Genomic DNA, 12210 nt, shown 5'->3' with positions numbered 1-12210 from the left:
CCACGGCATCATGGATCCCGTGCCCCATGCGAACACGAACCTCCGCCGCGCCCCCGTGCAGCAGCGCAGCGCCGAACGCCTCGCCCGGATACTCGACGCCTGTGCCGAACTCCTCGACGAGACCGGATACGAGCAGCTGTCCACCCGTGCCGTCGCCGTCCGTGCCGAGGTCCCCATCGGCTCCGTCTACCGGTTCTTCTCCAACAAGCGCGCGCTGACCGATGCGCTCGCCCGGCGCAACCTGGACAGCTACGCCGAACGCATCACCGCCCGCCTCGCCGCCATCCAGGCCGCCGACTGGCGCAGCGCCATCGATGCCGTCCTGGACGAATACCTGGCCATGAAGCTCTCCGTGGCCGGCTTCGCGCTCGTCGACTTCGGCGCTCCGGCCCCCGACGACGACCCGGCCGGTGACGCCAACCACCGGGTCGCCGGCCGGCTCACCGAACTGCTCTCCGGACACCTCGGCCGCGCCCCCGACGAGGAGTTGCTCCGGACCGTCCTGGTCTGTGTCGAGGCCGCCGACGCCCTCCTCCAACTCGCCTTCCGTACCGACCCGTCGGGCGACCGGGCCATCGTCGGTGAGACCCGCGTCCTGCTCCGGGCCTACCTCGCACAAGTCCTGGACTGACCGCGAGGGCCTCGTGCCGCGACCCCTCCCCCCGCCCCGTCCTCCGGCCCGCCCCACGCCCGCCTCGAGGCCCGGCGATATCGTCGCGACAACACCTCGCCGCCATGCGTACCGGTCGGTATGCTCGGCCGGGCCTGCCCGCGTACGTGCCACTGCTGTCGCCGCCCCGGGGAGGGCCCATGTCGCGCGACCCCAGCAGCTCCCGCACCGCCCTGCGCATCCGCCCCCTCTGCGCACCGCTGTGCTCAACGGCATCCCGGTGGTGGTGACGCCTACCGCGACACCCGACGCTGTGACCCAGGTGGTTCTGCCGGTTGTGCCCATCACGTGATCCCCGCGTTGACCTGGGGTTTTGCTCGTATTGCTCGCATGTCAACATCTTGTTAACGCTGCGAGGCGCGCCCTAACGTCATCCGCACCGCCGACTCCGGTGGGAGTTCAAGGGTGAGCGATAGGTATCCCATATGCTGACAATCCTCGGCTTTGCCATGATTGCGACCTTCCTGGTCCTGATCATGATGAAGAAGATGTCGCCGATCGCGGCGCTGGTCCTGATCCCCGCACTGTTCTGCGTCGCCGTCGGGAAGGGCGCGAAGCTCGGCGACTACGTCATCGAGGGCGTCGGCAATCTGGCCCCGACCGCCGCGATGCTGATGTTCGCCATCGTCTACTTCGGTGTGATGATCGATGTCGGCCTCTTCGACCCGATCGTGCGGGGCATCCTGCGCTTCTGCAAGGCCGACCCGATGCGGATCGTGGTCGGTACGGCGGTGCTCGCGGCGATCGTCTCGCTCGACGGTGACGGCTCCACCACCTTCATGATCACCGTCTCGGCGATGTACCCGCTCTACAAGCGCCTCAAGATGAGCCTGGTCGTGATGACCGGTGTCGCCGCCACGGCGAACGGCGTCATGAACACCCTTCCCTGGGGCGGCCCCACCGCCCGCGCCGCCACCGCGCTCAAGCTGGACGCGGGCGACATCTTCGTCCCGATGATTCCCGCGCTCGGCGTCGGACTGGTCGCCGTACTGCTCCTGGCCGTCGTTCTGGGCCGGCGCGAGCGCAAGCGGCTCGGCACGCTCACCCTCGACGAGGTGCTGGCCACCGAGACGGTCACGGAGTCGGAGACGGTTCTCGTCGGGACGGGCGGCGGCAGCGACCGTACCCGCAAGAGCTCCGGCGGAAGCGGTACGGGCACGGGCGCGGACGGCGACGAAGCGAATGCGGACGAGGGCTTCAAGGGCCTTGACCCGGGCCGGGCCACCCTGCGCCCCAAGCTCTACTGGTTCAACGCGGGCCTCACCGTCGCGCTGCTCACCGCGATGATCACGGAGCTGATGCCGATCCCGGTGCTCTTCCTGCTCGGCGCGGCCCTCGCCCTCACCGTCAACTTCCCCCACATGCCCGACCAGCGGGCCCGTATCGCCGCCCACGCCGACAACGTCCTCAATGTCTCCGGCATGGTCTTCGCAGCTGCCGTCTTCACCGGCGTCCTCTCCGGCACCGGCATGGTCGACCACATGGCCGACTGGCTCGTCGGCGCGATCCCCGACGGCATGGGCCCGCACATGGCGATCGTCACCGGCATCCTGAGCATCCCGTTGACGTACTTCATGTCCAACGACGGCTTCTACTTCGGCGTCGTCCCCGTGCTCGCCGAGGCCGGTGCCGCCCACGGTGTCTCCCCGCTGGAGATCGCCCGCGCCTCCCTGGTCGGACAGCCCCTGCACATGTCGTCCCCGCTGGTCCCGGCCGTCTATGTCCTCGTCGGCATGGCGAAGGTCGAGTTCGGCGACCACACCAGGTTCACCGTCAAGTGGGCCGTGCTCACCTCACTCGTGGTGCTCTGCGCCGGACTCCTCTTCGGAATCATCTGACCGTGTCCCGTACACAAGAGCCCGGAAGGAGCCGGCTGCTGCGCCTCGTCATCGCCTTCGCCTTTGCGCAGGGGGTGGTGTCGACGGCGTGGCCCGCCGTCTCCTGCCGGGCTCTCTCGCTGGGCGACCGGGTCGCCGTGATGCGCGACGGCTCCAGCAGGTGAGCCCGCCGCGCGAGGTCCACGCCCTGCCGGAGAGTGTCTTCGTCGCCGCGTTCATCGGCACCCCGTCCGTACCGGCCCCGACATGCGGCTGCGCACCGGCGGACAGGTCCCGCTCGTGGTCGATCTCGCGCACCTGTACGTCTTCGACCACCACGTCCGCCGGATCCGACCACTGCCCAAGGGCATCCCGGGTCCCGCCGGACAGGACTCAGGGTCCTGTCCGGCGGATCAGGGTCTCGGAGACCCCAGGAGCACCGGACGACTCCGGGCGGTTGACCTCAAGTCCACTGGAGGTCGTACGTTCCTTCCATGAGCATGGAAGCCACCGCGTGGACGCAGCTCCACAATGTCATGAACGCGCAAGCCGACCGGCGCCCCTTCGACCGGAACACCCTGCGGCGCATCGCCGCGTTCGCCCGCCCGCACCGGCGCCGGGTCGCCCTGTTCCTGGTACTGAGCGTGGCGACGGCGCTGCTCGCCGTCGCCACCCCCGTCCTCGCAGGCCGCGTCGTGAACGCGATCGTGACCGGCGAGGACGGGGGCACCGTCACACGGCTGTCCCTGCTCATCGCCGTGATCGCCGTCGCGGAGGCGGCGCTCGGCCTGGTCGGCCGCTGGCTCTCGGCGAACCTCGGTGAAGGGCTGATCCTCGATCTGCGCACCGCCGTCTTCGACCATGTGCAGCGCATGCCGATCGCGTTCTTCACCCGCACCCGCACCGGCGCGCTCGTCAGCCGCCTCAACAACGACGTCATCGGCGCCCAGCGCGCCTTCAGCAACACGCTCTCCGGCGTCGTCAGCAATGTCGTGACGCTGCTCCTCACCCTTGGCGTCATGCTCTCCATCTCCTGGCAGATCACCGCGCTCGCACTGGTGCTGCTGCCGGTGTTCGTGCTGCCCGCGCGCCGGATGGGTACGCGAATGGCGAGGCTCCAGCGGGAAGCGGCGGCCCACAACGCCGCGATGGGGACCCGGATGACCGAGCGCTTCTCCGCACCCGGCGCCACACTGATCAAGCTCTTCGGCCGGCCCGCCGACGAGTCCGCCGAATTCGCCGCCAGAGCGGGCAGGGTGCGCGACATCGGGGTGCGCACGGCCATGGCCCAGTCCGCCTTCATCACCGCCCTCACCCTCGTGTCCGCGCTGGCGCTCGCCCTGGTCTACGGGCTCGGCGGGTTCTACGCCCTGCGCGGGCAACTGGACGCGGGTGCGGTCGTCTCCCTGGCCCTGCTGCTGACCCGGCTGTACGCGCCGCTCACCGCCCTTGCCGGGGCGCGCGTCGAGGTGATGAGCGCCCTCGTCAGCTTCGAGCGGGTCTTCGAGGTCCTCGACCTCAAGCCGCTCATCGAGGAGAAGCCGGACGCACGGACGATCCCGGAAGGCCCGGTGTCCGTGGAGTTCGACGACGTACGCTTCGGCTACCCGTCCGCCGACAAGGTCTCCCTCGCCTCGCTCGAGGACGTCGCGGCCCTCGACACCCGCGGCGGCAGCGAAGTGCTGCGCGGGGTCTCCTTCCGCGCCGAACCCGGCCGGACCGTGGCACTCGTCGGCTCGTCCGGCGCGGGCAAGTCGACCATCGCGCAACTGCTGCCGCGCCTGTACGACACGGACGAGGGTTCGGTACGCATCGGCGGCATCGACGTACGCGACCTGTCCGCCGACACGCTGCGTGACACCCTCGGCATGGTCACCCAGGACGGCCACCTCTTCCACGAGTCGGTCCGCGCCAACCTCCTGCTCGCCCGGCCGGAATCCACCGAGGAGGACCTCTGGGACGCGCTGCGCCGCTCACGCCTGGACGGTCTGGTCGCCTCGCTGCCCGACGGGCTCGACACGGTCGTCGGCGAACGCGGCTACCGCCTCTCCGGCGGCGAACGCCAGCGGCTGACCATCGCCCGGCTGCTCCTGGCCCGCCAGCGCGTCGTCATCCTCGACGAGGCCACCGCCCACCTGGACAACACTTCCGAGGCGGCCGTCCAGGAGGCGCTCACCGAAGCGCTCGCCGGACGCACGGCAGTCGTGATCGCCCACCGGCTCTCCACCGTACGGGCGGCCGACCTCATCCTTGTCGTGGAGGACGGGCAGATCGTGGAGCGGGGAACCCACGAAGAACTCCTCGCGGCCGGCGGCCGGTACGAGGAGCTGTACACCACCCAGTTCGAGAACCCTGGTACGCAGGCCGCGGAGCTCGGCTGACAACGGCCGCCCGGAACACCGGCCAGCCGGGGAATCCGGCAGGGGCGGCGGTCCAGTCCGTCCCGCCGGCCTCATCCACCGCGAACGCCCCCGCGGGACAGGGGAGTTCCCCGGCCAGGGCCGCAGCCCGCCCGAACTCCTCGTGTGCCGCCGCCTCCCGGCCCAGCGCCGCGAACGCGGCCACATGCACCGTGCGGGCATCGGTCTCCGACAGCCGTTCGGGGGATCGGGGCAGGTGCATGGAGTGCTCCTCCTGGACGGGTGCGGGGGAGCCGGCCCCGTACCCGGACCTACGAGGGGAAGCACGGGGTGGGGCGGGCTGGCGCCGGACGCCGGGAGGAGGCCGTTACTGGCGTATTACCGGCCGGGACGGGCGGACTTTCGGCCCATGGCGTGACACCGTGACGGGGGCCATGGAAATGGCCTCTGGCGCCCAAAAACTAACAGCGCTAGTTTGGGGCGCGGACGACTACGCCGTAGCCACGGCACCTCGGGAGGAACGCGATGAAGGCCCACGACGGGATGTACATCGGCGGCGAGTGGCGGGCCGCCGCAGGCACGGACCTGATCGCGGTGGTCGATCCGGCGGACGAGCAGGTCATCGCGCATGTCCCGGCAGGCACCGCCGAGGACGTCGACGCCGCCGTGTCCGCCGCGCGTGAGGCCTTGCCCGCGTGGGCCGCGACTCCGCCCGCCGAGCGCGCCGCGAAGATCGCCGCCCTGCGCGACGTCCTCGTCGCACGCAAGGACGAGATCGCGGAGACGGTCACCGCCGAACTCGGCGCACCGCTGCCGTTCTCGCAGAAGGTGCACGCGGGCGTACCGATCCTGGTAGCCGGCTCGTACGCCGAACTCGCCGCCTCGTACGCCTTCGAGGAGAAGGTCGGCAATTCCACCGTCTACGCCGAACCGGTCGGCGTCGTCGGCGCGATCACGCCATGGAACTACCCGCTGCACCAGATCGTCGCCAAGGTCGCCCCCGCGCTCGCGGCGGGCTGCACAGTCGTCCTCAAGCCCGCCGAGGACACCCCGCTGACCGCCCAGCTCTTCGCGGAGGCCGTCCACGAAGCGGCCATCCCCGCAGGCGTGTTCAACCTGGTCACCGGCCTCGGCCCGGTCGCCGGACAGGCCCTCGCGGAGCACGGGGGCGTCGACCTGGTCTCCTTCACCGGCTCCACCGCCGTCGGCAAGCAGATCGGCGCCACGGCCGGCGCAGCCGTCAAGCGCGTCGCCCTCGAACTGGGCGGCAAGTCCGCCAATGTCATCCTGCCGAGCGCGGACCTCGCCAAGGCCGTCGGCGTCGGCATCGCGAACGTCATGGGCAACTCCGGCCAGACGTGCAGCGCCTGGACCCGCATGCTCGTGCACACCTCCCGGTACGACGAGGCGGTCGCGCTCGCCGCGGAGGCCGCCGCCACGTACGGCGACCGCATCGGGCCCCTCGTCAACGCCAAGCAGCACGCACGGGTGCGCGGCTACATCGAGAAGGGTGTGGCGGAGGGTGCGCGCCTCGTCGCGGGCGGCCCCGAAGCCCCGCGCGAGCAGGGGTACTTCGTCAGCCCCACTGTGTTCGCCGACGTCACCCCGGAGATGACCATCGCCCAGGAGGAGATCTTCGGCCCGGTCGTCTCGATCATCCGTTACGAGGACGAGGACGATGCCCTGCGCATCGCCAACGGCACCGTGTACGGGCTCGCGGGAGCGGTCTGGGCGGGTGACGATGCCGAGGCGGTGGCCTTCGCCCGCCGGATGGACACCGGGCAGGTCGACATCAACGGGGGCCGGTTCAACCCGCTCGCCCCGTTCGGCGGTTACAAGCAGTCCGGCGTCGGCCGCGAGCTCGGTTCGCACGGGCTCGCCGAGTACCTCCAGACGAAGTCGCTGCAGTTCTGACCTTTCCTTCCCTGCCCCGATCCCCGCTGCCGACCGTCAAGGAGCCTGTTCGTGGTCCGCGCCGCCGTACTGCCCGCCGTCGGAGCTCCCCTGGAGATCACCGACATCGAACTCCCGGAACCCGGACCCGGCCGGGTGCGAGTCCGTCTCGCCGCCGCCGGGGTCTGCCACTCCGACCTCTCGCTGTCCAACGGCACCGTGCGGGTGCCCGTCCCCGCCGTCCTCGGTCATGAGGGTGCGGGCACCGTCGTCGCGGCCGGTGAGGGCGTCACCCATGTCGCGCCCGGCGACGGTGTCGTGCTCAACTGGGCGCCGTCCTGCGGAAGTTGTCACCATTGCGGGATCGGCGAGGTCTGGCTCTGCGCCAATGCGCTGTCCGGTGCGGGCGGCATCCATGCCCGTACCGCCGACGGCACCGAACTCCACCCCGGCCTGAATGTGGCGGCGTTCGCGCAGGAGACCGTCGTCGCCGCGAACTGCGCCCTGCCCGCCCCCGACGGCATCCCGCTCACCGACGCCGCCCTGCTCGGCTGCGCGGTCCTCACCGGATACGGCGCGGTCCACCACAGTGCCCGGGTGCGCCCCGGCGAGTCCGTCGTCGTGTTCGGCATCGGCGGTGTCGGCCTCGCCGTGCTCCAGTCCGCCCGGATCGCGGGCGCCTCGAAAATCATCGCCGTCGATGTGTCCCCCGAGAAGGAGGAACTGGCCCGGCAGGCGGGCGCCACCGACTACGTGATCGCCTCCGACACCACCCCGCGCGCGATCCGGGAGCTCACGGGCGGCCAGGGCGCCGACGTCGCGATCGAGTGCGTCGGACGGCCCGCCGCCATCCGGGGCGCCTGGGACTCCACCCGCCGCGGCGGCCGCACCACGGTCGTCGGCATCGGTGGCAGGGACCAGCCGGTGTCCTTCAACGCCCTGGAGATCTTCCACTGGGGCCGCTCGCTGACGGGCTGTGTGTACGGGAACAGCGACCCGGCCCGCGACCTGCCGGTCCTTGCCGAGCACATCCTGGCGGGCAGGTTCGACCTCTCCATGATGGTGACCGAACGGATCGCGCTGGACGGCATCCCGGCGGCCTTCGACAACATGATCGCGGGCAGGGGCGGACGGGCCCTGGTGGTCTTCTGACCGATGCCCGGAAGGGGCCCCGGCCGCCCTCGACGGCGGCCGGGGATTCCGCCGTGCCCGGCCCCTCCTCGTCGCGGCCGTCCGGGTGTCATGTACGGAGCCGCCGCACGCCGAGAAGCCCCGTCGCCCTCGGGCGTCACCAGGACCGGATCGTCGTCCTCGCTGTCGGCCCCTGCGAAGCCGTCGAGTCCGGAGCCGCCGTGGCGGGCCGCCTCGGTGCGGGCGTCCAGCATGGCTTCCCCGGGCCCCGGCCGACTTCTTCTCCGTCTTCTTCCTACGGTCGCACGGTTCCTCGGCGCTCCGTGTCATGTCGGCGTCCCTCCACCGGCTGTGCCGGATTCTTCCGCGGCAGGCCGGTGTGCGGACGCATCCGGGAGACCGCCACCCCGGCCAGGCAGAGCAGACCCCCGCCGACGGTGAGCGGCGCGGGCACCTCGTCCAGCAGCAGCCAGGACATCAGCACCACCAGCGCGGGCACCGCATAGGTGGTTGCTCCCATCCGCCCCGCGGTGGTCCTGGCGAGTGCGTAGGCCCAGGTGGTGAAGGCCAACGCGGTCGGAAAGAGGCCAAGGTAGACCACGTTCAGGGTGGCGGACAGGGGTGCGTCGGCGGCGTCGGAGATCAGCGCACCGGAGAACGGCAGACAGGCGACGGTGCCGACCAGGCAGCCGAACGTGGTGATCTGCAGTGCGGAGCCGTGCCGCAGCGCCGGCTTCTGGCTGACCACCCCTGCCGCGTACGCCACCGCGGCCAGCAGACAGAGCGCCACGCCGAGCACCGACGCGTTCCCGTGCCCCGACATCGAGAGTCCGACCACGGCGGCGCCCGCGAACGACACGGCCATGCCCGCGATCAGCCTGCCGGGCAGCCCCTCGCCGAGCATCCGGGCACCGAGCAGCGCGATCAGGAGGGGACCGATGTTCACCACCATCGCGGCCGTGCCCGCGTCGACCTGCTGCTCACCCCAGTTGAGCACCACCATGTAGAGGCCGAACCAGAGCAGGCCCGACCATATGATCCCCGGCCAGGCGGCCCGCGGCGGCAGCCCCTCGCGCCGCAGCACCAGCAACGTGCCCAGCGCCAGGGAGCCCGTGAGCAGCCGGCCGAGAGCGAGCGCACCGGGCGAGTAGGCATCCCCGGCGCTGCGGATGGAGACAAAGGCGGAGGCCCACAGCAGCACGGTGGTGCAGGCCGCGGCAGGGGCCCGCCAGTTACGATGTGCCGCGGGTGTCGCCGCCGGGGCGGGTGTCGTCGTCATGGACCCGACCGTAGGGCCGCGGCCGTTCGGCACCTACCGAATTGTTTCCGGCTCGATGCCCAGATGCTCGTGCAGCGCCCGTTCCCCGTCCGGGGTCGCTCTCACCGCACGCCCGGACCCGATCCGTACGCACCACCCGGCATCCAGCGCATGGCGGCACAGCGCTGCTCCCGCGACCCCTGCCAGATGCGGCCTGCGCTCCGTCCAGTCCAGACAGCTCCGTACGAGCGGACGCCGCGACCTCGACTCCAGAGCGATACCCAGTCCGCCGAACCAGCCGAGGCCGTCGTCGGTGAGCGCGAAGCCGGTGTCCTGCTTCAGCAGCCCCCGTACGGTCATGGCATCGGCGATCGCGATGCCGATCCGGCCCGCGAGATGGTCGTAACAGGTGCGGCCGCGAGCCAGTGCGCTGCCGGCGCTCGCCGCGCTCAGTGTGCGCGGACGCTCGGGCGCGGCGTCGGGGACGACCTGGGCTGCCAGGTCCTCGACGAGATGCGCGGTCCGTTCGTCGGCGAGCCGCAGATAGCGGTGGCGGCCCTGCCGCTCCTCGGCCAGCAGCCCGCCCGCGACGAGCTTGCCGAGGTGTTCGCTGGCGGTGGACGGTGCCACCGAGGCGTATCTGGCCAGTTCGCCCGCGGTCCAGGCGCGGCCGTCGAGCAGGGCCAGGCAGAAGGCCGCGCGGGTCTCGTCGGCGAGGAGCGTGGCCAGGGCGGCGAGGCGGGGTGCGGCCGGGTCGGGGTGTGCCATGCGTGCCATGTGTTCCAGAATGCGTCAGGAACGCTTCGGTGCCGGCCGAACAGTCCCGGCGGACGCCAGCTGCTCGTACTGGAGACAGAGGCCGTCGACCAGCGCTCGCAGCCCGGTCTCGAACGCGCCCTCGTCGACCTTCCGGCGGCGGTCGGCCAGCAGATGGGCCTGGCCGAGGTGCGGATAGTCCGCGGGGTCGTACGCCGTCTCGTCGTCGACGAAGCCGCGGGCGAACGAACCGAGGGCCGAGCCGGTGACGAAGTAGCGCATCAGGGCCCCGATGTACGTCGCCTGGGCGGGCGGCCAGCCGGCCCTGACCATCGCACCGAAGACCGCGTCGGCCACCCGCAGACCGGCGGGGCGGCGTCCCGGACCCTGGGCGAGCACCGGGACGATGTGCGGGTGCTCGGTGAGCGCCGCACGGTAGGAGACGGCCCAGTCGTGCAGGGCAGCGCGCCAGTCGCGGGTGTCCGACTCGTCGAACATCGACAGATCGACCTGGGCGGACACGGCGTCCGCGACCGCGTCCAGGATCTCGTCCTTGTTGCGGAAGTGGTTGTAGAGCGAGGGTCCGCTGACCCCGAGTTCGGCGGCGAGCCGGCGGGTGGAGACGGCGTCGAGCCCCTCGGAGTCCACGAGTGCGCTCGCCGCCTCGACGATGCGGTCTCTGCTGAGGAGGGGCTTGCGCGGTCGGGCCATGCGGCACATAGTAGGGCCTGCAAGCAGAAAACTAGCAGTGCTAATTAAAGTGTGGGAGTCGAAGGTTGAACCTGGAGCTCAGCGAGGAGCAGGAAGCCGTCCGGCAGCTCGCCAAGGACTTCGTCGCCCGCGAGATCGCACCCCATGTCGTGGAGTGGGACCGGGCCGAGAACGTCGACAAGTCGATCGTGAAGAAGTTGGGCTCCCTCGGCTTCCTCGGCCTCACCGTCCCCGAGGAGTACGGCGGCTCGGGCGGCGACCACCTCGCGTACTGCCTGGTCACCGAGGAGCTCGGCCGCGGCGACTCCTCGGTCCGCGGCATCGTCTCCGTGTCCCTCGGCCTGGTCGCCAAGACGATCGCGGCCTGGGGCGATGAGGCGCAGAAGCGGCACTGGCTGCCGAAGCTCACCGCGGGCGAGGCGATCGGCTGCTTCGGCCTCACCGAGCCCGGCACCGGCTCGGACGCCGGGAACCTGACGACGAAGGCCGTCCGGGACGGCGACTCGTATGTCATCAACGGCAGCAAGATGTTCATCACCAACGGAACCTGGGCCGACGTCGTGCTGCTCTTCGCCCGCACCGACGACACCCCCGGCCACAAGGGCATATCCGCCTTCCTGCTCCCCACCGACACCCCCGGCCTCAGCCGCCGCACCATCCACGGCAAGCTCGGCCTGCGCGGCCAGGCCACCGCCGAGGTGGTCCTGGAGGGCGTCCGCGCGCCCGCCTCGACGCTCATGGGCCCGCAGGGCAAGGGCTTCTCCATCGCGATGTCCGCCCTGGCCAAGGGGCGGATGTCGGTCGCGGCCGGCTGTGTCGGAATCGCGCAGGCCGCACTCGACGCCGCCGTGGGTTACGCGGGCGAGCGCGAGCAGTTCGGCAAGTCCATCGCGAGCTACCAGCTCGTCCAGGAACTCATCAGCGACATCGCCGTCGACGTCGACGCCGCCCGGCTGCTGACCTGGCGGGTGGCGGACCTCGTCGACCGCGGCAAGCCCTTCGTCACCGCCGCCTCCAAGGCGAAGCTCTTCGCGTCCGAGGCCGCCGTCCGCGCCGCCAACAACGCGCTCCAGGTCTTCGGCGGCTACGGCTACATCGACGAGTACCCGGTCGGCAAGCTGCTGCGCGACGCCCGGGTGATGACGCTGTACGAGGGCACCAGCCAGATCCAGAAGCTGATCATCGGCCGCGCGCTCACCGGGGTCTCCGCGTTCTGACTCCCGCGCCGCTGCTCGAACGGGCGTCTGAGTACCGGGCTGAGTACCCGAGCGGATGTGGCGCACGCCACGTCGGCCGATGCTGGGCGTCATGAGTGAGACAGCACAGGTCAAGCAGCAGGGCACCGCGGCCTTCTACGGCCAGGCCGTCGCCTCCTTCGGGGTGGCTATGGGTGCGGTGGCTCTCGGTATCTACTTCCTGGACGCCGACGCCTGGGTCCGCGGATTCCTCGCGATCGGTGTCCTCTACCTCGTCACCTCCTGCTTCACCCTGGCCAAGGTCATCCGTGACCGCCAGGAAGCGGGCCGGATCGTCAGCCGGGTCGACCAGGCCCGGCTGGAGAAGATTCTCGCCGAGCACGACCCCTTCCAGAAGCTCTGACGATCCCGCCGGACG

The 12210-nt window shown here is 71.0% G+C and carries 10 protein-coding genes and 1 pseudogene; 8 read left to right on the top strand and 3 right to left on the bottom strand.

Translation table 11 applies throughout. The features are described from left to right. The first annotated feature begins 10 nt into the window (after positions 1 to 10). The 6 genes and pseudogenes from IEZ15_RS11520 to IEZ15_RS11495 all read left to right on the top strand — a co-directional run bounded on the left by IEZ15_RS11520 (position 11) and on the right by IEZ15_RS11495 (position 7892). Positions 11 to 631 (top strand): TetR/AcrR family transcriptional regulator, encoded by a 621-nt coding sequence (locus tag IEZ15_RS11520; RefSeq protein WP_189276312.1) that lies wholly within the window; start codon positions 11 to 13, stop codon positions 629 to 631. 464 nt (positions 632 to 1095) lie between these two features. Next, positions 1096 to 2508 (top strand): CitMHS family transporter, encoded by a 1413-nt coding sequence (locus tag IEZ15_RS11515; RefSeq protein ID WP_189276311.1) that lies wholly within the window; start codon positions 1096 to 1098, stop codon positions 2506 to 2508. After that, positions 2505 to 2743, top strand: a pseudogene (locus IEZ15_RS11510) (hypothetical protein); the annotation flags it as partial. The gene IEZ15_RS11515 and the pseudogene IEZ15_RS11510, both read left to right, overlap by 4 nt. A gap of 238 nt (positions 2744 to 2981) precedes the next feature. After that, complete coding sequence (locus tag IEZ15_RS11505; protein ID WP_189276310.1) at positions 2982 to 4868, top strand: ABC transporter ATP-binding protein; 1887 nt, start codon at positions 2982 to 2984, stop codon at positions 4866 to 4868. A gap of 504 nt (positions 4869 to 5372) precedes the next feature. Further along, positions 5373 to 6761, top strand: a complete 1389-nt coding sequence (locus IEZ15_RS11500; RefSeq protein ID WP_189276309.1) for an aldehyde dehydrogenase family protein — start codon at positions 5373 to 5375, stop codon at positions 6759 to 6761. A gap of 51 nt (positions 6762 to 6812) precedes the next feature. Then, complete coding sequence (locus IEZ15_RS11495; protein WP_189276308.1) at positions 6813 to 7892, top strand: Zn-dependent alcohol dehydrogenase; 1080 nt, start codon at positions 6813 to 6815, stop codon at positions 7890 to 7892. Positions 7893 to 8166: 274 nt separating this feature from the next. Here the strand turns inward: IEZ15_RS11495 and IEZ15_RS11490 are convergent, their stop codons facing one another. The 3 genes from IEZ15_RS11490 to IEZ15_RS11480 are packed head-to-tail and all read right to left on the bottom strand — an operon-like array spanning position 8167 to position 10596. After that, on the bottom strand, positions 8167 to 9150 hold the full coding sequence (locus tag IEZ15_RS11490; RefSeq protein ID WP_189276307.1) for a DMT family transporter: 984 nt from the start codon (positions 9148 to 9150) through the stop codon (positions 8167 to 8169). Between the two features lie 33 nt (positions 9151 to 9183). Then, entirely contained in the window at positions 9184 to 9906 is a 723-nt protein-coding gene (locus IEZ15_RS11485; RefSeq protein ID WP_373302547.1) for an ArsR/SmtB family transcription factor, read from the bottom strand. 15 nt (positions 9907 to 9921) lie between these two features. Continuing rightward, positions 9922 to 10596, bottom strand: coding sequence for a TetR/AcrR family transcriptional regulator (locus tag IEZ15_RS11480; protein ID WP_114243697.1), 675 nt, complete (start codon positions 10594 to 10596; stop codon positions 9922 to 9924). Positions 10597 to 10661: 65 nt separating this feature from the next. Here IEZ15_RS11480 and IEZ15_RS11475 point away from each other — a divergent pair, with 65 nt between their 5' ends. After that, positions 10662 to 11813, top strand: coding sequence for an acyl-CoA dehydrogenase family protein (locus IEZ15_RS11475; RefSeq protein WP_189276306.1), 1152 nt, complete (start codon positions 10662 to 10664; stop codon positions 11811 to 11813). Between the two features lie 91 nt (positions 11814 to 11904). After that, positions 11905 to 12195, top strand: coding sequence for a YiaA/YiaB family inner membrane protein (locus IEZ15_RS11470; protein ID WP_189276305.1), 291 nt, complete (start codon positions 11905 to 11907; stop codon positions 12193 to 12195). Positions 12196 to 12210: the final 15 nt, after the last annotated feature.

Source organism: Streptomyces atratus (assembly GCF_014648655.1).
Lineage (GTDB): Bacteria > Actinomycetota > Actinomycetes > Streptomycetales > Streptomycetaceae > Streptomyces > Streptomyces atratus.
The sequence above is the reverse complement of the archived record's forward strand: the minus strand, read 5'-3'. Positions and strand labels throughout refer to the sequence as shown.